17 protein-coding genes are annotated in these 25,888 nt (G+C 70.4%); 6 read left to right on the forward strand and 11 right to left on the reverse strand.

Annotation, left to right across the window (positions count from 1 at the left end; all coding sequences use genetic code 11):
* Window positions 1–4 precede the first annotated feature (4 nt).
* Window positions 5–1,438, reverse strand: a complete 1,434-nt coding sequence (gene pyk / locus OG379_RS10240) for a pyruvate kinase (RefSeq protein WP_405661393.1) — start codon at window positions 1,436–1,438, stop codon at window positions 5–7.
* A gap of 259 nt (window positions 1,439–1,697) precedes the next feature.
* Here pyk and OG379_RS10245 point away from each other — a divergent pair, with 259 nt between their 5' ends.
* Window positions 1,698–3,509 carry a bifunctional metallophosphatase/5'-nucleotidase gene (locus OG379_RS10245; protein ID WP_405661396.1) on the forward strand — a complete coding sequence of 604 codons (1,812 nt, stop codon included), beginning with the start codon at window positions 1,698–1,700 and terminating at the stop codon, window positions 3,507–3,509.
* Between the two features lie 59 nt (window positions 3,510–3,568).
* On the opposite strand, the gene OG379_RS10250 is transcribed toward OG379_RS10245, so the two are convergent.
* The 5 genes from OG379_RS10250 to OG379_RS10270 all read right to left on the reverse strand — a co-directional run bounded on the left by OG379_RS10250 (window position 3,569) and on the right by OG379_RS10270 (window position 10,668).
* Complete coding sequence (locus OG379_RS10250) at window positions 3,569–5,023, reverse strand: lysine N(6)-hydroxylase/L-ornithine N(5)-oxygenase family protein (protein WP_405661398.1); 1,455 nt, start codon at window positions 5,021–5,023, stop codon at window positions 3,569–3,571.
* Window positions 5,020–6,414: a pyridoxal phosphate-dependent decarboxylase family protein gene (locus tag OG379_RS10255; protein WP_405661401.1), complete on the reverse strand. Its 1,395-nt coding sequence runs from the start codon at window positions 6,412–6,414 to the stop codon at window positions 5,020–5,022. Before OG379_RS10255 ends, OG379_RS10250 begins: the two co-directional genes overlap by 4 nt.
* A 238-nt stretch (window positions 6,415–6,652) precedes the next feature.
* Window positions 6,653–9,262 carry an aminopeptidase N gene (gene pepN, locus OG379_RS10260; protein ID WP_405661403.1) on the reverse strand — a complete coding sequence of 870 codons (2,610 nt, stop codon included), beginning with the start codon at window positions 9,260–9,262 and terminating at the stop codon, window positions 6,653–6,655.
* 179 nt (window positions 9,263–9,441) lie between these two features.
* The gene (locus tag OG379_RS10265; RefSeq protein WP_362943645.1) at window positions 9,442–9,765 is read right to left on the reverse strand and encodes a chorismate mutase; all 324 of its coding nucleotides are present in this window, start codon (window positions 9,763–9,765) and stop codon (window positions 9,442–9,444) included.
* 126 nt (window positions 9,766–9,891) lie between these two features.
* Entirely contained in the window at window positions 9,892–10,668 is a 777-nt protein-coding gene (locus OG379_RS10270) for a S1 family peptidase (protein ID WP_393755477.1), read from the reverse strand.
* Between the two features lie 256 nt (window positions 10,669–10,924).
* On the opposite strand from OG379_RS10270, the gene OG379_RS10275 reads away from it, so the two are divergent.
* Entirely contained in the window at window positions 10,925–11,836 is a 912-nt protein-coding gene (locus tag OG379_RS10275) for a hypothetical protein (protein WP_405661406.1), read from the forward strand.
* Between the two features lie 38 nt (window positions 11,837–11,874).
* Window positions 11,875–12,945: an ankyrin repeat domain-containing protein gene (locus OG379_RS10280; RefSeq protein ID WP_405661408.1), complete on the forward strand. Its 1,071-nt coding sequence runs from the start codon at window positions 11,875–11,877 to the stop codon at window positions 12,943–12,945.
* Between the two features lie 51 nt (window positions 12,946–12,996).
* Here OG379_RS10280 and OG379_RS10285 read toward each other — a convergent pair whose 3' ends face one another.
* From OG379_RS10285 to OG379_RS10295, 3 genes are all read right to left on the reverse strand, one after another.
* Entirely contained in the window at window positions 12,997–14,697 is a 1,701-nt protein-coding gene (locus tag OG379_RS10285) for a DEAD/DEAH box helicase (RefSeq protein ID WP_405661410.1), read from the reverse strand.
* Window positions 14,698–14,894: 197 nt separating this feature from the next.
* A complete protein-coding gene (locus tag OG379_RS10290) occupies window positions 14,895–15,098 on the reverse strand; it encodes a cold-shock protein (RefSeq protein ID WP_015607926.1) in 204 nt (67 codons plus the stop codon).
* Window positions 15,099–15,594: 496 nt separating this feature from the next.
* Window positions 15,595–16,107: a pyridoxamine 5'-phosphate oxidase family protein gene (locus tag OG379_RS10295; RefSeq protein ID WP_405661412.1), complete on the reverse strand. Its 513-nt coding sequence runs from the start codon at window positions 16,105–16,107 to the stop codon at window positions 15,595–15,597.
* Between the two features lie 213 nt (window positions 16,108–16,320).
* On the opposite strand from OG379_RS10295, the gene OG379_RS10300 reads away from it, so the two are divergent.
* The 3 genes from OG379_RS10300 (at window position 16,321) to OG379_RS10310 (ending at window position 19,632) form a co-directional block, all read left to right on the forward strand.
* Window positions 16,321–17,235 carry a rhomboid family intramembrane serine protease gene (locus tag OG379_RS10300; RefSeq protein ID WP_405661414.1) on the forward strand — a complete coding sequence of 305 codons (915 nt, stop codon included), beginning with the start codon at window positions 16,321–16,323 and terminating at the stop codon, window positions 17,233–17,235.
* A 291-nt stretch (window positions 17,236–17,526) separates the two neighbouring features.
* Window positions 17,527–18,267 (forward strand): dienelactone hydrolase family protein, encoded by a 741-nt coding sequence (locus OG379_RS10305; protein WP_405661417.1) that lies wholly within the window; start codon window positions 17,527–17,529, stop codon window positions 18,265–18,267.
* Window positions 18,268–18,378: 111 nt separating this feature from the next.
* Window positions 18,379–19,632, forward strand: a complete 1,254-nt coding sequence (locus OG379_RS10310; protein ID WP_405661419.1) for an SLC13 family permease — start codon at window positions 18,379–18,381, stop codon at window positions 19,630–19,632.
* A gap of 111 nt (window positions 19,633–19,743) precedes the next feature.
* Here the strand turns inward: OG379_RS10310 and OG379_RS10315 are convergent, their stop codons facing one another.
* Both OG379_RS10315 and gltB read right to left on the reverse strand, forming a co-directional pair.
* A complete protein-coding gene (locus OG379_RS10315; protein WP_393755496.1) occupies window positions 19,744–21,204 on the reverse strand; it encodes a glutamate synthase subunit beta in 1,461 nt (486 codons plus the stop codon).
* Complete coding sequence (gene gltB / locus OG379_RS10320; protein WP_405661421.1) at window positions 21,197–25,756, reverse strand: glutamate synthase large subunit; 4,560 nt, start codon at window positions 25,754–25,756, stop codon at window positions 21,197–21,199. The genes OG379_RS10315 and gltB overlap by 8 nt, the downstream gene beginning before the upstream one ends.
* Between the last annotated feature and the right edge of the window lie 132 nt (window positions 25,757–25,888).

Here is a 25,888-nt window from a genome sequence, read left to right on the forward strand (position 1 = left end):
ACCGTCACTCCGGGCTGTCGTCCTCGCCGATGTGGTGCACCCGCACCAGATTCGTCGAGCCCGCGACTCCCGGCGGGGACCCGGCCGTGATGACCACGATGTCGCCCTTCTGGCATCGGCCGATCCGCAGCAGCTCCTCGTCCACCTGCGCCACCATCGCGTCCGTCGACTCCACGTGCGGCCCGAGGAAGGTCTCGACGCCCCACGTCAGGTTCAGCTGCGCGCGGGTGGCCTGGTCCGGGGTGAAGGCGAGGAGCGGGATCGGGGAGCGGTAGCGGGAGAGGCGCTTGACGGTGTCGCCGCTCTGGGTGAAGGCCACCAGGAATTTCGCGCCGAGGAAGTCGCCCATCTCGGCTGCCGCGCGGGCGACCGCGCCGCCCTGGGTGCGGGGCTTGTTGCGGTCGGTGAGGGGCGGGAGGCCCTTGGCGAGGATGTCCTCCTCGGCCGCTTCGACGATGCGGGCCATGGTGCGGACGGTCTCCACGGGGTACTTGCCGACGCTGGTCTCGCCGGAGAGCATCACGGCGTCCGTGCCGTCGATGACGGCGTTGGCGACGTCGGAGGCTTCGGCGCGGGTGGGGCGGGAGTTGTCGATCATCGAGTCGAGCATCTGGGTGGCGACGATGACCGGCTTGGCGTTGCGCTTGGCGAGTTTGATGGCGCGCTTCTGGACGATCGGGACTTGTTCCAGGGGCATTTCGACGCCGAGGTCGCCGCGGGCGACCATGATGCCGTCGAAGGCGGCGACGATGTCGTCGATGTTGTCGACGGCCTGGGGCTTCTCGACCTTGGCGATGACGGGGAGGCGGCGGTCCTCCTCGTCCATGATGCGGTGGACGTCGTCGATGTCGCGTCCGCTGCGCACGAAGGAGAGGGCGATGACGTCGGCGCCGGTGCGGATGGCCCAGCGGAGGTCTTCGATGTCCTTTTCGCTGAGTGCGGGGACGGAGACGGCGACGCCGGGGAGGTTCAGTCCCTTGTGGTCGGAGACCATGCCGCCTTCGATGACGGTGGTGTGGACGCGGGGTCCGTCGACTTCGGTGACTTCGAGGGTGACGCGGCCGTCGTCGATGAGGATGCGTTCGCCGGCGGTGACGTCGGAGGCGAGGCCGTCGTAGGTGGTGCCGCAGGTGGTGCGGTCGCCTTCCATGGGTTCGACGGTGATGGTGAAGTCGTCGCCGCGTTCAAGGAGTACGGGGCCTTCGGCGAAGCGGCCGAGGCGGATCTTCGGGCCTTGAAGGTCGGCGAGGATTCCTACGCTGCGGCCGGTTTCTTCGGAGGCTTTGCGTACGCGGTTGTAGCGCTCTTCGTGTTCGGCGTAGGTGCCGTGGCTGAGGTTGAGGCGGGCGATGTCCATTCCCGCTTCGACCAGTGCCTTGATCTGCTCGTATGTGTCGGTTGCGGGTCCCAGGGTACAAACGATTTTTGCTCGGCGCATGGTTCGAGCCTAGACCTTACCTGCGGGTAGGTAATTGTCTCTGCATGACTGTCCAACAGCCTTTCGGTGAAAGGTTATTGACAAGTGTTGAATTGTGCGGCGGGCCGCTCCGATGAGCGTCCGGGGGTGCGTGCCGACGGGGTGGCGGGCGTGGGGGCGGGGCTGCCGGTCACCAGATCGAAACCTGTTTGGGGTGTTGCGGGTGGGGGTGGCTGGGCCAGAATCTACGCGCGTTGTTCGCTCGAACGAGGAGTCAAGGATGCCGTTGAACCGTAGGACGTTTCTGGGCCGTTCGGCTGTCGCCGGTGCGGGTGTGGCGCTGGCGGGAGGGGGCGGTGCGGGGTCTGCGGCGGCCTCGGAGTCGAAGGGGCACGGTCACGGGCGTCCGCCGAAGCGGTACTCGTTCACGGTGATGGGGACGACGGACCTGCATGGGAACGTCTTCAACTGGGACTACTTCACGGACAAGGAGTTCGACGACTCGGCGCACAACGATGTCGGGCTGGCGAAGATCTCGACGCTGGTGGATCGGATCCGTGAGGAGCGGGGCCGTGGGAACACGTTGCTGATCGATGCGGGTGACACGATCCAGGGCACGCAGTTGTCGTACTACTACGCGAAGATCGATCCGATCACGGCGAAGCGTGGTCCGGTGCATCCGATGGCGCAGGCGATGAACAAGATCGGTTATGACGCGGCGGCGCTCGGGAATCATGAGTTCAACTACGGCATTCCGGTGTTGCGAAAGTTCGAGCAGCAGTGTGATTTTCCGTTGCTGGGTGCGAATGCTCTGGATGCGAAGACGTTGCGGCCGGCGTTCGCTCCGTATGTGATCAAGCGGGTGCGTACGCCGCATGGTCGTGATGTGCGGGTGGCGGTACTGGGGTTGACGAATCCTGGTATCGCGATCTGGGACAAGGCGAATGTGGGCGGGAAGATGGTGTTCCCGGGTCTTGAGGAGCAGGCGGCGAAGTGGGTGCCGAAGCTTCGTTCGATGGGTGCGGATGTGGTGATCGTTTCGGCGCATTCGGGTTCGTCGGGTACGTCGTCCTACGGGGATCAGTTGCCGTACGTCGAGAACGCGGCGGGTCTGGTGGCGGAGCAGGTGCCGGGGATCGACGCGATTCTGGTGGGTCACGCGCACTCGGAGATTCCTGAGTACTTCGTGACGAACAAGGAGACGGGGAAGAAGGTTGTTCTCTCGGAGCCGTTGAAGTGGGGGCAGCGGTTGACGCTGTTCGATTTCGACCTGGTGTGGGAGAAGGGCCGTTGGGTGGTCGAGAAGGTCGGCGCTTCGGTGCTGAACTCGAACACCGTGCCGGAGGACCCGCGGATCACGTCGTTGCTCGGGGATGAGCACACGAAGGTGGTGGCGTATGTGAACCAGGTGATCGGTACGTCGGTGGCGGCGATGTCGACGGCGGAGGCGCCGTGGAAGGACGAGCCGGTCATCGATCTGATCAATCTGGTGCAGGCGGAGACGGTGAAGGAGGCACTGGCGGGGGGTGAGTACGCGGCGTTGCCGGTGCTGTCGCAGGCGGCGTGCTTCTCGCGTACGGCGTCGATCCCTGCGGGTGAGGTGACGATCAAGGATGCTGCGGGGCTGTATCCGTTCGAGAACACGCTGGAGGCGCGGCTGCTGACGGGGGCGCAGCTGAAGGATTATCTGGAGTACTCGGTGAGGTACTACGTGCAGACGGCTGCCGGGGCTCCGGTGGACACGTCGAAGTTGACGAATGCGGAGAACATTCCGGATTACAACTATGACGTGGTGTCGGGTGTGACGTATGACGTGGATATCGCGAAGCCGGTGGGTTCGCGGATCGTGGGATTGTCGTTCGAGGGGGCGCCGGTGGATCCGGCGGCGCAGTTCGTGTTCGCGGTGAACAATTATCGGGCCAGTGGTGGCGGTAATTTCCCGCATGTGCCGGGTGCGAAGCAGTTGTGGGCGAATTCGGATGAGATCCGGAACACGATCATCGGGTGGGTTCAGGCGAAGGGGTCGGTGGATCCGGCGGAGTTCGCGTCGGTGGACTGGCGTCTGACGCGGGATGGTGTGCCGGTGTTCTAGCTGTTGGTGGGTGTGTGGGGCGGCCGTTCTCCTTGGGGAGGGCGGCCGCTTTCGTGTGGTCAGTGGTCCTGTGTGAGGGGGGTGAGCGTGGTGCCTTGTCCGGGGACGGCGGGGGCGGGGTGGGGGGTGAGGCCGAAGGTGGTGAAGGCGGTGCGTTGTGGGAGGGGGTAGGGGGTGGTGCCGGTGACGTTGTTGAGGATGGTGGCGCTGCGCCAGGCGGCGAGTCCGAGGTCGGGGGCGCCGACTCCGTGGGTGTGGCGTTCGGCGTTCTGTACGTAGATGTTGCCGGTGATGGTGGGGTCGAGGTCGAGGCGGAAGTCGGTGTGGATGCGGGGGCGTCCCCGGTTGTCGCGGTGGATGTGGGGGGCGATGCCGGTGAGGAGGGTGTCGAGGGGGCGTTCGCGGTAGCCGGTGGCGAGGACGACGGCGTCGGTGGTGAGGCGGCTTCGGGTGGTTTGTTGGGTGTGTTGGAGGTGGAGTTCGATGCGGTTGCCGCTGCCGGAGAGGCGGCCTGCTGTGCGGACGCTGACGCCGGGGGTGAGGGTGGCGTCGGGCCAGCCGCCGTGGAGGGTGCGGCGGTAGAGCTCGTCGTGGATGGCGGCGATGGTGTCGGTGTCGATGCCTTTGTGGAGTTGCCATTGCTGGGGGACGAGGGTGTCGCGTACGTGTTCGGGGAGTGCGTGGAAGTAGTGGGTGTAGTCGGGGGTGAAGTGTTCGAGGCCGAGTTTTGAGTACTCCATGGGTGCGAAGGCCTGGGTGCGGGCGAGCCAATGGATCTTTTCGATGCCTCGGGGGCGTGCGCGGAGGAGGTCGAGGAAGATTTCGGCGCCTGACTGGCCTGAGCCGATGACGGTGATGTGGTCGGCGCGGAGGAGGTCTTCGCGGTGGTGGAGGTAGTCGGCGGAGTGGATGACGGGGATGCCGGGGGCTTCCGCGAGGGGGCGGAGGGGTTCGGGGATGAAGGGGGCGGTGCCGACGCCGAGGGCGATGTGGCGGGTGTGGGTGCGGCCGAGTGCTCGGGCTTCGCCGTCGGGGCCGAGTTGGGTGTGGTCGACGTCGAAGTGGGAGTGCTCGGTGTTCCAGCGGATGGCGTCGACCTGGTGGTTGAAGTGGATGGTGGGGAGTTGTTCGCTGACCCATCGGCAGTAGGCGTCGTATTCGGCGCGGTGGATGTGGAATTGCTCGGCGAAGTAGAAGGGGTAGAGGCGGTCGCGGGTGCGGAGGTAGTTGAGGAAGGTCCAAGGGCTGGTGGGGTCGGCGAGGGTGGTGAGGTCGGCGAGGAAGGGGACTTGGAGGGTGGCGCCGTCGATGAGGAGGCCGGGGTGCCAGTGGAAGGCGGGGCGTTGTTCGTAGAAGGCGGCGGTGAGGGGGGTGTGGCCGGGGGTGGTGGGGATGCCGTCGGCGAGGGCGGCGAGGGAGAGGTTGAAGGGGCCGAGGCCGATGCCGAGGAGGTCGTAGGTCCGGTCGCCTTCGGCGGTGGCCCGGTCGCCTGCACGCGTGGTCCGGTCGGTCATCGGGGGGTGCTGCCTTCCGTGGCGGTGTGGGCGTGGGTGACGAGGGTGAGGAGCTGTTGGAGGTCGTCGGGGGTGGTGTGGGGGTTGAGGAGGGTGGCTTTGAGCCAGAGGCGGTCGTCGGCGTGGGCGCGGCCGAGTACGGCGTGGCCTTGGTCGAGGAGGGTGCGGCGGATGGTGGCGACGGTGGTGTCGTCGGTGTGGGTGGGGCGGAAGAGGACGGTGCTGATGGTGGGGCGGTCGTGGAGCTCGAGTGCTGGGTCCTGGTCGATGAGGTCGGCGAGGTGGTGGGCGGTGGCGATGGTGCGGTCGATGAGGTCGGCGAGTCCGTCGCGGCCGAGTGCTTGGAGGGTGACGGCGATCTTGAGGGCGTCGGGGCGGCGGGTGGTGCGGAGGGAGCGGCCGAGGAGGTCGGGGAGGCCTGCGTCGGTGTCGTCGTCGGCGTTGAGGTAGTGGGCGTGGTGGTGGAGGGCGTCCAGGTCGTGGTGGTGGGGGACGGCGAGGATGCCGGCTGATGCGGGTTGCCAGCCGAGTTTGTGCAGGTCGAGGGTGACGCTGTGGGCGCGGTGGAGGCTGCGGAGGGCGTGGCGGTGGGTGGGGCTGAAGAGGAGGGGGCCGCCGTAGGCGGCGTCGATGTGGAGGTCGGCGCCGTGGGTGGTGGTGAGGTCGGCGATGTCGGTGAGGGGGTCGATCTGGCCGGTGTCGGTGGTGCCTGCGGTGGCGGTGACGAGGAGGGGGCCGTCGTTGCGGATGAGGGCGTCGCGGAGTGCTGTGAGGTCCATGACGCCGGTGGGGGCGGGGATGACGACGGGTTGTGGGAGGCCGAGGAGCCAGGCGGCGCGGGTGATGCTGTGGTGGGCGTTGGCGGCGCAGATGGTCTGTACGGGGCCGTGGCGTTCGCGGGCGAGGAGGAGGGCGAGTTGGTTGGCTTCGGTGCCGCCGGTGGTGACGAGGGCGTCGGGGTCGGCGGTGTGGGGGTAGATCTCGGCGGCGAGGGCGGTGGTGAGGGCGGCTTCGAGGGCGGAGGCGGCGGGGGCCTGGTCCCAGGAGTCCATGGAGGGGTTGAGGGCTGATGCGGCGAGGTCGGCTGCTGCGGCGAGTGCGAGGGGTGGGGTGTGGAGGTGTGCGGCGCAGTGGGGGTGTGCGGGGTCGGCGGCGCCTTCGGTGAGGGCGGTGACGAGGGTGCGGAGGGCGTGGTGGGCGCCGGTGCCGTGGTCGGGGATGAGGGGGCCGGTGGTGTGGTGGAGCTTTTCGGTGACGGTGTGGGGGCCGCCGGCGGGGAGGGGGCCGTTGCGGCGGGTGGCGCCTTCGTGGAGTGCGGTGAGGACGGTGTCGATGAGGGGCCGCAGGTGGGCGGGGCCTGCGGTGCCTCCGGCGAGGGGCGGGGTGGGCATGGGTGGTGTGGTCCTTCGGGTGCGCGGGGGCGGTGGTGCCAGCTTGTCCGGATTGCGGAGGGGGCGGCCGAAGAGCCCAACGATCTCAACCCGAAAGGGGTACTGCGGTTCGGTGTGGGGGTGTTGGGTCCCCCGGGGCTGGTATAAGCGTTCGTTGTTCGCATGACTGTGCCCGGCTCCCTCGGTGAGGGGCCGGGCACAGTGGCGGCGGGGGTGCGCCTGGGGCGGCGGGGTGCGCTCAGGGGGCCGGCGTGGGTCGGTGGGCGTCGCGTACGGCGAGGGCGCGGCGGAGGTCGTCGAGCTGGTCGGTGAGTTTGCGGCGGAGGGCGGGGGTGAGTGCGGGGTTGGTGAGGGCCTGGTCGCCGAGGTGGATGCTGTCGGGGTCGACGGCGTGGGCGGGGAAGGCGTGGCGTCCGGCGGCTTCGGCGATGGCGGGGCCGCGGCGTGCGGCGAGTGCGATGGCGTCGGGGTAGTAGCGGGCGATGTAGGGGTGGGTGAGTTCGCTCTGTTCGGGCTGCCAGAAGCCTTGGGCGGTGGCGGTGAAGAGGTAGTTGGACAGGTTGTCGTTGGTGAACATGGCGTGCCAGGCGGCTGCTTTGGCTTCGGGGGTGGGGAGGGCGGCGCGGCAGCGGGCGGCGCCTTCCTGTCCGGTGGCGCTGGGGTCCTTGGCGAGTTCGTGTTCGATGGCGGTCTCGTCGGTGGCGCCGAGGATGGCGAGGCGGGTGAGGATGCGCCAGCGGAGTTCGGGGTCGAGTTCGGGTCCGCCGGGGACGGTGCCTTCGCGGAGCCAGTCCTGGATGGTGTCGGGCTGGGTGGCGGCGTCGATGAACTGACGCACGGCGGTGAGGCGGAGGCCGGGGTCGGGGCTGCCGGGTGTGGTGGTGCCGGGGCTCCGGTCCCAGTCCTTGGCGGTGAGGCCTTCGGTGCGGCGGAGGAGGTCGCGGCAGAGGGAGGTGAGGGTGGCGAGGGCGGTGGGCCGGTCCTCGGGCGTGAGGTAGCGGTCGGCGATGTGGGTGGCGGCGAAGCCGAGGACGCCGTGGACGAGGGCGAGGTCGGTTTCGTAGGGGAGGTGGGTGCGGGCGGCGGTGAGGTGGACGGAGGGGTGGAGTGCGCCGTCGCGGACCATGTCACGGGCGGTGTTCCAGATGACGGCGCGGGTGAGGGGGTCGGGGATGCCGGAGAGGTGGGTGAGGGCGGTGTTCCAGGAGTCGGGGTCGAGGCGGATCTTGGCGTAGGTGAGGTCGTGGTCGTTGAGGACGACGAGGTCGGGGCGGTGGCCGGGCTGGGTGGTGGGGGTGCCGTCCTGGGGGATGTCGAGTTCGAAGCGGTTGCGCAGGGTGAGCTGGTCGGTGCCGGTCTGGGTGTCGAGGCTGTGGTCGTAGGTGCCGACGGTGATGCGGTGGGGGCGGGTGCCGGCGCGGTCGACGGTGAGGTTCCAGCTGTTGCCGGTGGTTTCGGTTTGGGCGGTGAGGGTGTCGATGCCGGTGGTGCGGAGCCAGGTGGCGGCCCAGGCGTGGACGTCGCGGTCGGTGGCGGTGGCGAGGTTGTCGATGAAGTCGGCGAGGGTGGCGTTGGCGAATTTATGGCGGGCGAAGTGGGTGTTGATTCCGGCGAGGAAGTCCTTTTCGCCGAGCCAGGCGACGAGTTGGCGGAGTGCGGAGGCGCCCTTGGCGTAGGAGATGCCGTCGAAGTTGAGGAGGGCGGATTCGGTGTCGGGGACGGCGTCGGGGTCGGGGGCGACGGGGTGGGTGGTGGGGCGCTGGTCGGCGTCGTAGCCCCAGCCCTTTCGGGAGACGCCGAATTCGACCCAGGTGTCGGGGAATGGGGTCTCCCCTGCTCGAACGGAGTTGAGAGCTTGGGGAAGGGTGGCTTCGGTGAGTGTCTGGTAGCCCATGTATTCGGCGAAGGACTCGTTGAGCCAGATGTCGTCCCACCAGGTGAGGGTGACGAGGTCGCCGAACCACATGTGGGCCATTTCGTGGGCGATGACCATGGCGCGGGTCTGGCGTTCGGTGTCGGTGACGGCGGAGCGGTAGATGAATTCGTCGCGGAAGGTGACGAGTCCGGGGTTCTCCATGGCGCCGGCGTTGAATTCGGGGACGAAGGCCTGGTCGTAGGAGTCGAAGGGGTAGGGCTCGTCGAATTTCTCGTGGTAGCGGTCGTAGCAGGCGCGGGTGATGTCGAGGATCTCGTCGGCGTCGGCGTCGAGGTGGGGGGCGAGGGAGCGGCGGCAGTGGATCCCGAAGGGGAGGCCCGCGTGGTGGGTGGTGACCGAGTGCCAGGGGCCTGCGGCGACGGCGACGAGGTAGGTGGAGACGGGTGGGGTGGGGGCGATGGTCCAGCGGCCTTCGGTGGCCTGGGTGGCGGTTCCGTTGCCGAGGACGGTCCAGCCGGCGGGTGCGGTGACGGTGAGGTCGAACACGGATTTGAGGTCGGGCTGGTCGAAGGCGGCGAAGACGCGCTGGACGTCTTCCATGAAGAGCTGGGTGTAGACGTAGGTCTCGCCGTCGGCGGGGTCGGTGAAGCGGTGCATGCCTTCGCCGGTGCGGGAGTAGCGCATGGTGGCGTCGACGGTGAGTTCGTGGGGGCCTGCGGTGAGGCCGTCCAGGGGGTAGCGGTTCTGGTCGAGGCGCTCGGGGTCCAGGGGCTGTCCGTCGAGGCTGAGGGAGCGCAGGGTTTCCGGCTTGATCTCGACGAAGGTGTCTCCGGCCGTGTGGGCGGTGAACCGGATGGCGGTGCGGGAGCCGAAGGTCTCCTCGCCCGTGGTGAGGTCGAGGTCGACCGTGTACCGGTGTACGTCGAGGAGCTGGGCGCGGGTCTGCGCTTCGTTGCGCGTCAGTACGGACATGGCGCCCATGCTGCCGTACGGGTCCGGGGCTGTGCAGCGGGGTTCTCGCAGGGCTGACGGCGCCTGGCGGGGGCTCTGCGGCGCACTGGCGGTGCGGCCCGCGCCGGCCCCTGGGGCGGCGCGGGGCCGGGTGCGGCCCGGGGCCGGGGCGGGCAGTGGGCCCGGGGCCGGCGGTGCGGTCAGGCGGTGGGGCCCGCGGATTCCTCGGCGATGCGCTCGTGGTGGCGGATGACCTCGGCGACGATGAAGTTCAGCAGCTTCTCGGCGAAGGCGGGGTCCAGCTTGGCGCTCTCGGCGAGCTGCCGCAGCCGGGCGATCTGGCGGGCCTCGCGGGCGGGATCGGCGGGCGGCAGGTGGTGCTCGGCCTTGAGGTGGCCCACTTGCTGGGTGGCCTTGAAGCGCTCGGCGAGCATGTGGACGACCGCGGCGTCGATGTTGTCGATGCTCTCGCGCAGGCGGTTCAGTTCGGTGGTGACGTACTCGTCGATGTCGCTCGTGGTCATGGTCAGCGAGCTTAGACGCACCGGTCGTGGGGTGGTCGACGGCGGGTGGCCGGCGACTTCGTGGAGCCGGGCCCGGGGGCTCCCGCCGCTGCGGGAGCCCCCGGGGTGGTGCGCAGGCGGGTGGTGTCAGAGGGTCGCGGCGGCCGCGGCGATGGCGGAGGCGAACGTCGACACCTGCGTGTAGACGCCGGGGTAGCCGGGCCGGGCGCAGCCTTCGCCCCAGCTGACGATGCCGACCTGGGTCCAGGCTCCGGCGTTGTCCTTGCGGAACATGGGGCCGCCGGAGTCGCCCTGGCAGGTGTCGACGCCGCCGGTGCTGACGTATCCGGCGCAGATCTCCTCGCTGGGGACGAGGTCGCTGCCGTAGGCCTGCCGGCAGGTGGTGTCGGAGACGTAGGGGACGGTGGCCTTGAGGAGGTAGCGCTGCTGGCCTCCGCCCTCGGTTGCGGCGCCCCAGCCGGCGATGGTGAAGGTGCCGGTGTCGTAGGCGGTGGTGGTGGCGATCTTCAGGGTGGGCTGGTTGATGGGCTGGGCGAGTTTGATCAGTGCCCAGTCCTTGCCGACGCCGTTGTAGCCGGGTGCCTGGAGGACCTTGGTGGAGCGGACCTTGACCGCGGAGGACGACTGGAGGTCGACGGCTCCCGCGGTGGCGGTGATGGAGGTGTTGTTGCCGGATCCGTCGACGCAGTGTGCGGCGGTGAGCACGACGGTCTGGCTGTAGAGGGCGCCGCCGCAGCCCATGGAGAGCCGGACCATGAAGGGGAATTCGCCCTGGGCGGCGCGGGTTCCGCCGACGACGGGTGCGGGGGCGGCGGAGGCGTTCGACGGCTGGAGGCTGATGGTGGCGAGGGCTACCGCGGCTATGACGGAGCATCTCTTGAGGGCGCGCAGGAGCTGTTTCACGGGTGTGCCTGCTTTCGTGTGGGGGGTGACGGGGAGGGGCGCTGGGTGCAGGCGTGCGGGCGTGCGTGTCCTGGTCAGGGGGCGGGAACCAGCAATTCTCGGCATGCCCGCGACAAGAACGATCCGATTATCGGGAAGCGATCACCGCTGTCACAAGGCGGAGTTTCCGGCCAAGATCATCAGTCGTCCCCGGCCGGTTCCCGTCGGATCGGCCTAGAGTGAGGGTCCGTTGAGCGCCATTGATGGGGGTTCGGTCGTGAGCGACGGCAGTAACGGAAGCGGCGGCGGCCCGGTCGTCCACGGGTTCCCGCATCTCGACGCCGTCCGGTCCGCGATCACCGCGCTCTACCGGCGGGTCTCCCCCGACGGTGTGCGCGCCTACGCCACGAGCCTCGCCCCGGCCGACGCCGCCTTCTCCGATGTGGACGATCTGCATCTGGGCGCCCAGCGGGTGGCCGGTGCCCTGGTGCAGCACCTGCGTCTGCCGCAGGCCCGTATCGTCGTCGGCTTCAGGCGGATGGAGCACGCCGCGAGCGTCGAACTCACCGCCGGCCCGGAGTACTTCATCGAGCTCAACGACCGTTTCCGTACGCACCGCAGGGACATCGGGGCCGCGCTGGCGCACGAGATCACCCATGTGCTGCTGCACCGGCTGGGGCTGGAGCTTCCCGGCACCCGCGACAACGAGATCCTCACGGACACGGTGACGGCCTATCTCGGCGCGGGGTGGCTCCTGCTGGACGCCTTCCGTCAGGACGCGGTCTCCAGCCAGAAGCTCGGCTATCTCACGCCCGAGGAGTTCGGGTACGTACTCGCCAAGCGCGCGCTGGCCTTCGACGAGGACCCGTCCGTGTGGTTCACCAGCCCCCAGGCGTACACGGCGTACACCAAGGGGCGGGCCGAGGCCCTGCGCGACCTGCAGCGTCCTCCGCTGACCGCCGCGGGGTGGGCGGGCAGGCGCCGTTACGCCAAGGACCGCCGCCACGCCGGGGAGCACCCGGGAGCCGCCCCCGACCCGTCCGTGCCGTACGCCTTCGAGGGCGGCGGGGACGGACTGCGGGTCTCGTTCGCCTGCCCCACCTGCCACCAGCGGGTCCGCGTCCCGGTCAGGGGCCGGACGCGGGCCCGGTGCGGCCTGTGCCGCACGGTCCTGGAGTGCGACACCTGAGAAACCGTCCCGGTCCGGGGTGGTCGTAGGGTCGGTGTATGACGAATGGTCCGGTTGGGGGTGCCAGCAGCCTCTTCGAGGCGTTGTACGCCGATGAGAACGCCGTCGTACGGGCGCTCCGTGCGGGCGCGTCCGCCGAGTCGAGCGACGAGGAGGGGACGACCGCGCTCTATCTGGCGTCCGTGCAGGACCTGCCCGGCGCGGTACGGCTGCTCCTGGCGGCGGGCGCGGACCCGAACCGGGCGAGCGGCCCGGAGGCCGGCGATCTGCCGCTCTGCGGGGCGGCGTGCGGCGGGCACGCGGAGGTCGTCGCGGCGCTCCTGTCGGCCGGGGCCGAGCCGGATCTGAGCGAGGAGTTCGGCTTCACGGCGCTGCGCTGGGCGGCGGGCCTCGGTCACGCCCGGGTCGCGGAGACGCTCCTGGCCCACGGCGCCGACCCGGACGTGCCCGGCCCGCAGGGTGAGACGCCGCTGGTGGTGGCGGCCCGGCGGGGGTCGGCGCACACCGTACGGGCCCTGCTCCGCCACGGCGCCCGCGACCTGTACCCCGCGCTGGAGGAGGCCAGGCGCATGCTCACGCTGGACGTCGAGCGGGAGGTGCGGGACACGCTGCGGCGTATGTACGGGGACGAGGGCCACGAGAGCCTGGTGCGCCGCTCAACGGTGGACGGCGGGGTGACCGTGACGGTCGAACTGCTGCGGGGCGGGGAGCTGTTCGCGTCCCAGGACCTGCAGACGGGGCACGGGGCGATCGCGACGCTCCTGGAGAGCGGGCTGGGCCTGCGGGCCCCGTTCGAGGAGTTGGCCCTCCGGGCACTGCGGGAAGGTGAACCCGGGCTGGACAACTGGCTGGTGGCCGTCGGGGCGCTACGGCAGCGCGGTGACGAGGAGACGTTCCAGGCGGCGGCAGCGTGGACGGCGAGCGAGGATCCGCTGCGGCAGACCTTCGGTGTGGATGTGCTGGCACGGCTCGGATTCCATGGCGGCGGCAAACCGTTCGCCGACCGGGCGGTGCCGCTGCTGCGGGAGCTGGCCCGGACCGCGCCCCCGGCGCCGGCCGGGGCCGCGGCGCGGGCGCTCGACGGGTACGAGGCTGCACCCGGGAAGTGAGGCCGCGCGACGGGTGCGGTGACCGGCGGGACCGGTCACCGCACCCTGTGATCACGCCGCCCTGCGGCCACGGCCGGAAGCGCTGCCGCGCCCCGTGGAACCGGCCCGGCCTGCACCGGCGCCGCGCGCGGATCCGCCGGCACCACCACGGGCCGCACCGCCGCCGGCACCACCGCGAGCCGCGCCGCCGCCGGAGCCGCCACGCGCGCCGCCGCCCGCACCACCGCGGGCCGCGCCGCCGGCGCCACCCTGTGCCGCGCCCGAGCCCGCGCCCGTTCCGCCGCGCCGGCCGCGTCCGCGGCTGCCCGAGCGGAACGGTCCGCCGGCCGCCGCACCCGAACCCGAACCGGTGCCGCGCGTACGCGGCTTGGGCTGGGTCGGCTGCGGCACCTCGATGACGATCGCGACGCCGGACGGCTCACGGGCACCCGTGATCCGGCCGAGCTCGTCGTCGCTGGACTTGATCCGGGTGGTGCGCGGCGCGATGCCCGCGTCCTGCATCAGCCGGGTCATCTCGCGCTTCTCCTCGGGCAGCACGAGCGTGACGACGCTGCCGGACTCCCCGGCACGCGCCGTGCGCCCGCCGCGGTGGAGGTAGTCCTTGTGGTCGGTCGGCGGGTCCACGTTGACGACCAGGTCGAGGTCGTCGATGTGGATGCCACGAGCCGCCACGTTCGTCGCGACGAGCGCGGTGACCTGCCCGTTCTTGAACTGGTCCAGCGTCCGGTTGCGCTGCGGCTGGGACCGGCCGCCGTGCAGGGCCGCGGCCCGCACGCCACTGGCGAGGAGCCGCTTGGCGAAGCGGTCGGCGGCACGCTTGGTGTCGACGAACATGATCACGCGGCCCTCACGGGCGGCGATCTTCGTGGCGACGGCCTTCTTGTCCGTCTCGTCCAGGACGTGGAGCACGTGGTGCTCCATCGTGGTGACCGCACCGGCGGACGGGTCCACGGAGTGCACGACCGGGTCGGTGAGGAACATCTTGACCAGCCGGTCGATGTTCTTGTCGAGGGTCGCGGAGAACAGCATCCGCTGGCCGTCCGGCTCGACCTGCTTGAGCAGCGCGACGACCTGGGGCATGAAGCCCATGTCGGCCATCTGGTCGGCCTCGTCGAGGACGGTGATCGCGACCTCGTCGAGCCGGCAGTCGCCGCGCTCGATGAGGTCCTTGAGCCGGCCCGGAGTGGCGACGAGCACCTCGGCGCCGCGGCGCAGTGCGCCGGACTGCCTGCTGATCGACATGCCGCCGACGACGGTGGCGACGCGCAGGTTGACGGAGGTGGCGTACGGGGTCAGCGCGTCGGTGACCTGCTGGGCGAGCTCGCGGGTGGGGACGAGGACGAGTGCCAGCGGTGCGTGCGGCTCGGAGCGGCGTCCGGCGGTGCGGGCGAGGAGCGCCAGGCCGAAGGCCAGGGTCTTGCCCGAGCCGGTGCGGCCGCGGCCGAGGATGTCCCGGCCGGCCAGCGAGTTCGGCAGGGTGGCGCCCTGGATGGGGAAGGGGTCGGTCACGCCCTGTGCGGCGAGGGTCTTCAGCAGCGCGGCGGGCATGTCCAGGTCGGCGAAGGCGTCGACGGCGGGCAGCGCGGGGGTGAGGGTCTCCGGCACGGCGAACTCGCCGCCCTGGGCGGGCGCGGTCCTGCGGCGGGCCGGTGCCTTGCCGGATCCTCGGGTGTTCGCCTGCGGCCGGTCCGTGCCGCGGCCCCTTATCGGGCGGGTGCGGGCGGGTCGGTCCTGGCGTTCGGAGCGGGTCATACGGAATTGCCCTCCTGGGGGATTCCTGGGGTTACTGCCGACTGCTGTGGACTGCTTGATGTGCGCCCCAGGATGCAAGCACAGAGCAGGTGTCCCGGTTGCGGAACCGAACCGGGAAAGGATGAGTCGGAAACAGCACAAACCGGGGCCCGCACCTTCACGGTGCGGGCCCCGGTCGCGAGGTACGCGTCCGGCAATTAGGCCGGGACGATGTTCTCCGCCTGCGGGCCCTTCTGGCCCTGCGTGACGTCGAAGGAGACCTTCTGGCCCTCCTGGAGCTCACGGAAGCCCTGGGTGGCGATGTTCGAGTAGTGGGCGAAGACGTCGGCGCCGCCGCCGTCCTGCTCGATGAAGCCGAAGCCCTTTTCCGAGTTGAACCACTTCACGGTTCCAGTAGCCATGTCATTCTCCTAAAAGAGGTGCAGTGCCGGAAATCCGCACTTTACGAATTCCAAGTCGCCGCATTGAGCCCCATCCGGAGAAAGCCGGAAAACAATAAAGCGCCTGAGGAGGGTTCCCGTCAGGCGCACATAAAGTTCATGGGTACCAAAACTGCAACTCGGCAACCGTAGCACGTTCTGTCGGCGGGCGGCAGGTCGCTCCGCCCCCGGCGCGCCGGAAGCTCTGCTGACCAGCAGGGCGGCGGGGGCCGTTCACGACCGGTTCCGGCATCGTTCCCGGATGCTTCCCGCCCTGTTCCCCCAAGGGTCGGGAGCCCTCCGGCGGGCGACGGACGGCACCGTTCCGCCGGGTGGTCCATGAGGGACCGGGCGTCCTCGCCCGGGAGCCGGGTTCACCTGGATGCCGTATCGGCGCGCTTCCGGCCCGCGCGCCGCCCGGTGGCCGGTTCCGCGGCGGGGGTTACGCCGAGCGGGTGACGTCCCTGGGCCGGCCGCGTCAGCCCTCTCGTACCGGACTGTCGTCATTGGCCCTGCGCAGGGTGCGCAGCGGGTGGCCGGGGCGCCAGACCTGGACGACGAGGTCGTCGCCGTCGATCGTGGTCCGGACCACCTCGGTGGGTTCGGCGCGGAAGAGAAGGAAGGGCTCCGGCGGGGCCGCCTCGTCGCTGAAGCGTGCCAGCACGGCGGCGTCGGTGATCTCCACCGCCCGCCCGGAGATGCGTACGTCCCCGTCGGCCATCTCCGCGTCCGGCCCCGGATTGGCCTGGATGGCGAAGCGCGGGTCCCGCCGCAGGTCCAGTGCCTTACGGGAGCCGGGCATCATGCCCAGCCACAGCGCGTCCATGCGGAAATCCACCTCCAGGCCGGTGACCCGGGGGGAGCCGTCCGCGCGAAGGGTCGCGAGGACGTGGTGCTTGTACAGCTGGAACCGTTTCCGCACGGTGTCGGCGAAGGCCGGTTCCGCCGTGCGGAAGTCCTGCCACGAAGCGGGCGTCACGTTCGGTGTCATGGGGCCATCGAACCCCGTAAACCGGACATCCTCTGTCGTGTTTGTTCGCTGTCACGGATCGGACGCCCCCTGGCCCGGCTCAGCGCCTGCCGGGGCCCTGAGTTCCGGGCACCGGTCCCCCGGCCCCAGGTGTGCTCCGCCTCACCCGCGTTCGCTATCTTGAGCGCCGCCGCCCCCCTGCGGCCCTCCGTCCACGAAATGAAGGAGCCGGCCATGACGGCCGCCGCCACCACGTGTTATCGCCACCCGTCGCACGAGACGTATGTGCGCTGCACGCGATGCGACCGGTACATCTGCCCCGACTGCATGCGTGAGGCGTCCGTGGGGCACCACTGCGTGGAGTGCGTGCAGGAGGGGCAGCGCTCAGTCCGGCAGGCCCGCTCGCTGTTCGGCGGCGCGGTGCCGAGCGCCGCGACACCGGTCGTGACGTATGTGCTGATGGCGCTGAACATCGTGGCGTACGCCGTCGAGGTCGTCCGGTCCGGGACGGTGGACCGGTTCGGGATGCTCGGGGCGGCCCTGGTCGGGCCGGACGGCGAGCTGTACGTGTACGGGGGCTGGACCGCGCCCGGCTACGAGCTGGTGGGGGTGGCCGACGGGGAGTGGTACCGGCTGCTGACGGGCGCCTTCCTGCACCTCCCGCCCGACACTTCGTTCGGCGTGATGCACCTGGTCTTCAACATGCTCGCCCTGTGGAATCTGGGCCGGATCGTGGAGGGCCAGCTCGGCCGGGCGCGTTACCTCGGGCTGTACCTGCTGTCCGCGGTGGGCGGTTCGGTGCTGGTCTATCTGGTCTCGCCGGAGACACCGGCGGTCGGTGCGTCGGGTGTGATCTTCGGCCTGGCGGCGTCCTTCTACGTCATCAACCGCCGTCTGGGCCGGGACATGGGGCCGGTCAACCGCTTCATGGCGGGGTTCCTGCTCTGGATGGTGATCTCCGCCGTGTTCACCTCGTGGGAGGGCCACCTCGGCGGGCTGCTGACCGGCGGCCTGGTGACGTACGGGCTCGCGTACGCCCCGGCGAAACTGCGTACGTCTGCCGCGCAGCTGGCCGGCGGGGCGGTTCTGGTCGTGCTGCTGGCGGCGGTGGTGGCCGTGCGGACGGCCTCCCTGACGGGTGCGGCCTGACAAGGAGGGTGCGCGCCCGAAGGGACTCGGGGCGCCGCGGCCTGGCGAGGACGGTGCGCCCGAAGGGAATCCGGGCGGATGGCACGGGTCCTGCCCGGTGGACTACGTTGTGCCGCGATGACTACCGGGACGGCATTTCGCCATACACGGATCGGTGACCCGGCGCTCCCCTGAGCGCCGTACGGGCCGACGCCGGCCCGCACCGGGACGAAGGGCCCCGCGCCGCTGCGCGGGCTCCGCCTCCTGTCGTGCTGACCACAGCTCGACACGTCGACCACGACAGGAGAACTCATGCGCACCGAGACACGGACACTGCACATTCCCACCGCGGACGGCCGGGCCGACGCCTTCGCCGCCTTCCCCGACGGTGGTGAGCGGCACCCGGGGGTACTGATGTACCCGGACGGCTTCGGTATCCGGCCCGTGCTGCGGGAAATGGCCCGCGAGCTGGCGGGGCACGGGTACTACGTGCTCGTCCCCAACCTCTTCTACCGGCACGGCCCGGCACCGGTGACCGAGCTCCCCGAGCACATCGGGGAGGCGGCCCGGCCCGCGGTCCTCGCCCGGCTGATGCCCTTGATCGAGGCGCACACCGCGGAACGCACCCTGAGCGACGCCGAGGCCTACCTCAGGTTTCTCACCGGACGGCCCGAGGTGGGGACCGGACCGGTCGGGGTGACCGGCTACTGCATCGGCGGGCTTCTCGCGGTGCGCACCGCCGCGGCCCACCCCGGACAGGTGGCCGCCGTCGCCGCGTTCCACGGCCCCGTGGGCGCCGACGGGCCCGGCGGCCTCGCCGGGCTGACCGCCCGGGTCCACTTCGGCCACGCCGAGGGCGACGTGACGCCCGAGTCCCTCGGCGAGCTCGACCGGGCCCTGGAGAAGACGGGCGTCTGCTACACCTCCGAGATCTACCCCGGCACCGTGCACGGCTTCACCATGTCCGACACCGACGCCTTCGACCCTGACGCGCTGCGGCGTCACTGGGACCGCCTGCTGCCCCTCCTGGGACGCGCCCTGTCCGACGGCTGAGGACCCGGATCCCGCGGTTCTCCCGCCGCCTCGTCCCCGTCCCGGCGGGGGTGCCGGGGCGGCGAACTCGCCGGTCCACGGAGTGAGTCCGCCTTCTGGGATCATCGTCCCATGGCAAGAGATCTCTCGGCGGGGGAACCCGGGGCAGACGGGCCCGGTCAGGGTCCGCGCGGCCTTCTCCGGCGGCTGCACCCGCTCGACTGGCTCGCCGGGGGGCTGCTGGTCCTGGGGCTGCTCGCGGTGGTGACGGGGCTGCTGCCCCCGGAGCCCGCCGCGGACGAGATGCGGCGTGTGGGTCCGCTGGTGGTGTTCCTGGGCACCGTGATCGTGATGGCCGAACTGACGGGCCGGGCTCAGGTCTTCGATGTGGTGGCGGCCTGGGTGGCGCGGGCGGGACGGGGGCGTTATCCGCTGCTCTTCGGGCTGTGCGTGGCGTTCGCCTCGCTCACCACGATCACGCTGAATCTGGACACCACGGCGGTGCTGCTCACCCCGGTCATGCTGGCGCTGGCCGCCCGGGTGGGGATCGCGGCGGTCCCCCTGGCGATGACGACGGTGTGGCTGGCCAACACGGCGAGTCTGCTGCTGCCGGTCTCGAACCTGACGAATCTGCTGGCGGCGGACCGGGTGGCGCTCTCGCCGTCCGGCCTCGCCGCGGTGATGTGGCTGCCCCAGCTCGCGGCGATCGCCGTGACGGCGGCCTGCCTGTGGGTCTTCTACTGGCGGCGCGGCCGGCGCGGCGAGGGCCAGGACCGATACACCCCGCCGGAAGCGCCGGTGCCCGGGGATCCCGTCCTGCTGCGGATCTGCGCGGTGGCCTGCGCGGGTTTCCTGCTGGCGATCCTGGTGGCGGACGTTCCGCTCTGGTCGGTGTCGCTGACGGGGATGGTGGTGGTCGTGGTGGCGTTCGCCGTACGGCGCAGGCAGGAGCTGCGGCTGTCGCTGGTGCCGTGGCGGCTGCTGGTGCTGGTCCCCGGGATGTTCCTGGTGGTGGAGACGGTCGACGCGCACGGCCTGCACGAGCTGCTGGAGTCGGCGCTGGGCTCCGGCAACGGCTTCCTGGGGATGCTGCGGTCGGCGGCGGTGGGGGCGGGGCTGTCGAACGTCCTGAACAACCTGCCGGCGTATCTGGCGGGCGAGGCGGTCGTCCCGGCGGAGAACCACGAGCAGTTGCTGGCTCTGCTGATCGGCGTCAATGTGGGGCCGCTCGTCACCCCGTGGGCGTCCCTGGCGACGCTGCTGTGGTTCGAGCGGTGCCGCCGGCACGGGACGCGGATCGCCATGGGCCGTTTCGTGGGGACCGGTCTGCTGCTGTCGGTGACGGGCACGCTGGCCGCCGTGTCCGCGCTGGCGCTGGTCGGCTGAGCCCGGCCGGGTGCGGACGCGCCGCGGCGCCCGCCCTTGTCCGGTCGGGGACGGGGGCGGGCGCCGCGTTCAGTTCCGTACGCCGTTGTACGGGACGTCTGTGTGCCGTGGTCAGACCGTCAGGGAACGGTCCGTCGGGCGGATCGGGGCGTGCAGGGCACTGGTCCCGGTCAGGAAGCGGTCCACACCGCGCGCCGCGGAGCGGCCCTCGGCGATGGCCCAGACGATGAGGGACTGGCCGCGGCCCGCGTCACCGGCGACGTAGACGCCGTCGACGTTGGTCGCGTAGTTCTCGTCGCGTGCGATGTTGCCGCGCTCGTCGAGGTCGAGGCCGAACTGCTGGACGAGGCCGTTGGCCTGGTCGGTGCCGGTGAAGCCCATGGCCAGGGTGACGAGCTGGGCGGGGATGACGCGCTCGGTGCCGGCCTTCTGCTCCAGCTTGCCGTCCTTGAACTCCACCTCGATGAGGTGGAGGGACTGGACGTTGCCGTCCTCGTCGCCCTCGAAGTGGGTGGTGGAGACGGAGTAGATCCGCTCGCCGCCCTCCTCGTGCGCGGAGGTGACCTTGTAGAGCATCGGGAAGGTCGGCCAGGGCTGGTTGGCGTTACGCTCCTCGCCCGGCTGCGGCATGATCTCCAGCTGGGTGACGGAGGCCGCGCCCTGCCGGTGGGCGGTGCCGACGCAGTCGGCGCCGGTGTCGCCGCCGCCGATGACGACGACGTGCTTGCCCTCGGCGGTGATCGGGGAGACCGTCAGGTCGCCCTCCTGCACCTTGTTGGCGAGCGGGAGGTACTCCATCGCGAAGTGCACGCCGTTGAGGTCGCGGCCCGGGACGGGCAGGTCGCGGGAGACGGTGGCACCGGCGGCGATGACGACCGCGTCGTAGCGGCGGCGGAGCTTCGCGGCGTCGATGTCCTTGCCGATCTCCACCTCCGTGCGGAACTTGGTGCCTTCCGCGCGCATCTGCTCGATGCGGCGGTTGATGTGCGACTTCTCCATCTTGAACTCGGGGATGCCGTAGCGGAGGAGTCCTCCGATGCGGTCCGCGCGCTCGAAGACGGCGACGGTGTGGCCGGCGCGGGTCAGCTGCTGGGCGGCGGCGAGTCCCGCCGGGCCGGAGCCGATGACCGCGACGGTCTTGCCGGAGAGGCGCTCGGGCGGCTGCGGGGTGACGTCGCCGCTGTCCCACGCCTTGTCGATGATGCTGACTTCGACGTTCTTGATGGTGACGGCGGGCTGGTTGATGCCGAGGACGCACGCCGACTCGCAGGGAGCGGGGCACAGGCGGCCCGTGAACTCCGGGAAGTTGTTCGTGGCGTGCAGGCGCTCGGACGCCGCCGACCAGTCCTCGCGGTAGGCGTAGTCGTTCCACTCGGGGATGAGGTTTCCGAGCGGACAGCCGTTGTGGCAGAACGGGATGCCGCAGTCCATGCAGCGGCCGGCCTGCTTGCTGATGATCGGGAGCAGCGAGCCCGGAACGTAGACCTCGTTCCAGTCCTTGACACGCTCGCCGACGGGGCGGGTCTCGGCGACCTCGCGTCCGGTGGTCAGGAAGCCCTTGGGGTCAGCCATTGGTCGCCGCCTCCATCATCTTCTCGGTGGTCTCCTGCTCGGAGAGACCGGCGAGCTCAGCGGCGTCCTTGGCGGCGAGCACTGCCTTGTAGGTGGACGGGATGATCTTGCTGAAGCGGGTGACCGCGGAGTCCCAGTCGGCCAGCAGCTTCTCGGCGACCGTGGATCCGGTCTCCTCCTGGTGGCGGCGCACGACATCGTGCAGCCACTGCCTGTCGGTGTCGTCGAGGAGCTCGACGGCGGCGACGTTGCCGGTGTTGACGTTGTCGAGGTCGAGGTCGATGACGTACGCGATGCCGCCGGACATGCCTGCGGCGAAGTTGCGTCCGGTCTCGCCGAGGACGACGGCGTGGCCGCCGGTCATGTACTCGCAGCCGTGGTCGCCCACGCCTTCCGAGACGACCGTGGCACCGGAGTTACGGACGCAGAAGCGCTCGCCGGTCCGGCCGCGGAGGAAGAGCTCGCCGCCGGTCGCACCGTAGCCGATGGTGTTGCCGGCGATGGTGGAGTACTCGGCGAGGTGGTCGGCGCCGCGGTCCGGGCGGACGATGACACGGCCGCCGGAGAGGCCCTTGCCGACGTAGTCGTTGGCGTCGCCCTCCAGTCGCAGCGTCACACCGCGCGGTACGAACGCGCCGAAGGACTGGCCGGCGGACCCGGTGAAGGTGATGTCGATGGTGTCGTCGGGCAGGCCCGCACCGCCGAACTTCTTGGTCACCTCGTGGCCGAGCATGGTGCCGACGGTCCGGTTGATGTTGCGGATCGCGATCTGCGCCCGGACGGGCTGGGCGGCCTCGGCGCTGTCGGCGCCCAGGGCGTCGGCGGCGAGCTTGATCAGCTCGTTGTCGAGGGCCTTGGCCAGTCCGTGGTCCTGCTCGGCGATCTGGTGGCGCACCGCGCCCTCGGGGAGCTCGGGCACGTAGAAGAGGGGCTCGAGGTCGAGGCCCTGTGCCTTCCAGTGGGTGACGGCCCGCTCGGTGTCGAGGAGCTCGGCGTGGCCGACGGCCTCCTCGATCGTGCGGAAGCCGAGCTCGGCGAGGATCTCGCGGACCTCTTCGGCGATGAACTCGAAGAAGTTGACGATGTACTCGGCCTTGCCGGAGAACCGGTCGCGGAGGACGGGGTTCTGGGTGGCGATGCCGACCGGGCAGGTGTCGAGGTGACAGACGCGCATCATGACGCAGCCGGAGACGACGAGCGGCGCGGTCGCGAAACCGAACTCCTCGGCGCCCAGCAGCGCGGCGATGACGACGTCGCGGCCGGTCTTGAGCTGGCCGTCGGTCTGGACGACGATGCGGTCGCGCAGGCCGTTGAGCAGCAGGGTCTGCTGGGTCTCGGCGAGGCCGAGCTCCCAGGGGCCGCCCGCGTGCTTGAGCGAGGTGAGCGGCGAGGCGCCCGTGCCGCCGTCGTGGCCGGAGATGAGCACGACGTCCGCGTGGGCCTTGGAGACACCCGCGGCGACCGTGCCGACGCCGACCTCGGAGACCAGCTTCACGTGGACGCGGGCCGCCGGGTTGGCGTTCTTGAGGTCGTGGATCAGCTGAGCCAGGTCCTCGATGGAGTAGATGTCGTGGTGCGGCGGGGGCGAGATCAGGCCGACGCCCGGGGTGGAGTGCCGGGTCTTGGCGACCCACGGGTAGACCTTGTGGCCGGGCAGCTGGCCGCCCTCGCCGGGCTTGGCACCCTGCGCCATCTTGATCTGGATGTCGTCCGCGTTGACCAGGTACTCGCTGGTGACACCGAAGCGGCCGGAGGCGACCTGCTTGATGGACGAGCGGCGTGCCGGGTCGTAGAGACGCTCGGCGTCCTCGCCGCCCTCACCGGTGTTGGACTTGCCGCCCAGCTGGTTCATGGCGACGGCGAGCGTCTCGTGCGCCTCCTGGGAGATGGAGCCGTACGACATGGCGCCGGTGGAGAAGCGCTTGACGATCTCGGCTGCGGACTCGACCTCGTCGATGGAGATCGGCTCGCGGCCGCTCTTGAAGCCGAACAGTCCGCGGAGCGTCATGAGGCGCTCGGACTGCTCGTTGACCCGGCCGGTGTACTTCTTGAAGATGTCGTACCGGCGGTTGCGGGTGGCGTGCTGGAGGCGGAAGACCGTCTCCGGGTCGAACAGGTGCGGCTCGCCCTCGCGGCGCCACTGGTACTCGCCGCCGATCTCCAGCGCGCGGTGCGACGCGGAGATGCCGGAGGCGGGGTACGCCTTGGTGTGCCGGGCGGCGACCTCCTTGGCGACGACGTCGAGTCCGGCGCCGCCGATCTTGGTGGCGGTGCCGTTGAAGTACTTGGCGACGAAGGCCTCGTCGAGGCCGACGGCCTCGAAGACCTGGGCGCCGCGGTAGGAGGCGACGGTCGAGATGCCCATCTTGGACATGACCTTCAGGACGCCCTTGCCGAGGGCGTAGATCAGGTTGCGGATGGCCAGCTCGGGCTCGATGCCCTCGATGAACGTACCGGCGCGGACGAGGTCCTCGACGGATTCCATCGCGAGGTACGGGTTGACGGCGGCGGCGCCGTAACCGATGAGCAGCGCGACGTGGTGGACCTCGCGGACGTCGCCGGCCTCGACCAGCAGGCCCACCTGGGTGCGCTGCTTGGTGCGGATGAGGTGGTGGTGGACGGCCGAGGTGAGCAGCAGCGAGGGGATCGGTGCGTGCTCGGCGTCGGAGTGCCGGTCGGACAGGACGATGAGGCGGGCGCCGTCCTCTATGGCGGCGTCGACCTCGGTGGTGATCTGCTCGATCCGGGCGGCGAGTGCCTCGCCGCCGCCGCTGACGCGGTAGAGGCCGGACAGGGTCGCGGCCTTCATTCCCGGCATGTCGCCGTCGGCGTTGATGTGTATGAGCTTGGCCAGCTCGTCGTTGTCGATCACCGGGAAGGGCAGCGTGACGGCGCGACACGCGGCGGGGCTCGGTTCCAGGATGTTCCCCTGGGGGCCGAGCGTGGAGCGCAGCGAGGTGACGAGCTCCTCGCGGATGGCGTCCAGCGGCGGGTTGGTGACCTGGGCGAAGAGCTGGGTGAAGTAGTCGAAGAGCAGCCGGGGGCGCTCGGAGAGCGCGGCGATGGGCGAGTCGGTGCCCATGGAGCCGAGGGGTTCGCCGGCGGTGCGGGCCATCGGGGCGAGGAGGACGCGGAGCTCTTCCTCGGTGTAGCCGAAGGTCTGCTGGCGGCGGGTGACCGAGGCGTGGGTGTGGACGATGTGCTCGCGCTCGGGGAGGTCCTCGAGCTCGATCTCGCCTGTTTCCAGCCACTCCTCGTACGGGTTCTCGGCGGCCAGGGACGCCTTGATCTCGTCGTCCTCGACGATGCGGTGCTCGGCGGTGTCGACGAGGAACATCCTGCCGGGCTGGAGGCGGCCCTTGCGGACGACCTTGGCCGGGTCGATGTCCAGGACGCCGACCTCGGAGGAGAGCACGACGAGGCCGTCGTCGGTGACCCAGTAGCGGCCGGGGCGCAGTCCGTTGCGGTCGAGGACCGCGCCGACCTGGGTGCCGTCGGTGAAGGTGACGCAGGCCGGGCCGTCCCAGGGCTCCATCATCGTGGAGTGGTACTGGTAGAAGGCGCGGCGGGCCGGGTCCATGGAGGCGTGGTTCTCCCATGCCTCGGGGACCATCATCAGCACCGAGTGCGGCAGGGAGCGGCCGCCGAGGTGGAGCAGCTCCAGGACCTCGTCGAAGGAGGCGGAGTCGGAGGCGTCCGGGGTGCAGACGGGGAAGATCCGGTCGAGCTGCGCCTCGCCGAAGAGGCTGGAGGCGAGCTGGGACTCGCGGGCCTTCATCCAGTTGCGGTTGCCCTTGACCGTGTTGATCTCGCCGTTGTGCGCGACGAAGCGGTACGGGTGGGCGAGCGGCCAGCTGGGGAAGGTGTTGGTGGAGAAGCGGGAGTGGACCAGCGCGACCGCGGTGGCGAAGCGGCGGTCGGAGAGGTCCGGGAAGAACGGCTCCAGCTGCCCGGTGGTGAGCATGCCCTTGTAGACGATCGTGCGTGCGGAGAGCGAGGGGAAGTACACCCCGGCCTCACGCTCGGCCCGCTTGCGCAGGACGAATGCCTTGCGGTCCAGGACGATGCCGGTGCTCTCGCCGTCGGCGACGATCAGCTGGCGGAATTCGGGCATGGTGGCGCGGGCGCCCTTGCCGAGGATGTCAGGCGTGACCGGGACCTCGCGCCAGCCGAGGACGTCGAGGCCCTCTTCGGCGGCGATCTTCTCGATCTTCTTGACGGAGTCCGTGGAGTCGTCCGCGGGGAGGAACGCGATGCCGACGGCGTAGGAGCCGGCCTCGGGGAGCTCGAACGCGGTCTCTTCGCGGAGGAAGGCGTCCGGGACCTGAAGGAGAATGCCGGCGCCGTCACCCGAGTCGGGCTCGGATCCGGTGGCGCCGCGGTGTTCGAGGTTGCGCAGTACGGTCAGCGCCTGCTCGACCAGCTCATGGCTGGCCACACCGGTCAGAGTGGCCACGAACCCGACACCACAGGCGTCGTGCTCGTTACGGGGGTCGTACATCCCCTGCTGGACAGGGCGACCGTCCATGGGCGACCAGGCGTCGGAACGCATTGGCTCTCCCGTCGTCGTCGTGGCATGTGCTGTGCCGAGGGACGACGCTGGCCCTCTGCGAAATTTCGTGCAGGTTACATGATGGAACGCTTCTCAAAAAGCGAATAGCCCGTTCCAACATGCGGACACCAC

Source organism: Streptomyces sp. NBC_01166, from assembly GCF_045039765.1.
GTDB lineage: Bacteria > Actinomycetota > Actinomycetes > Streptomycetales > Streptomycetaceae > Streptomyces.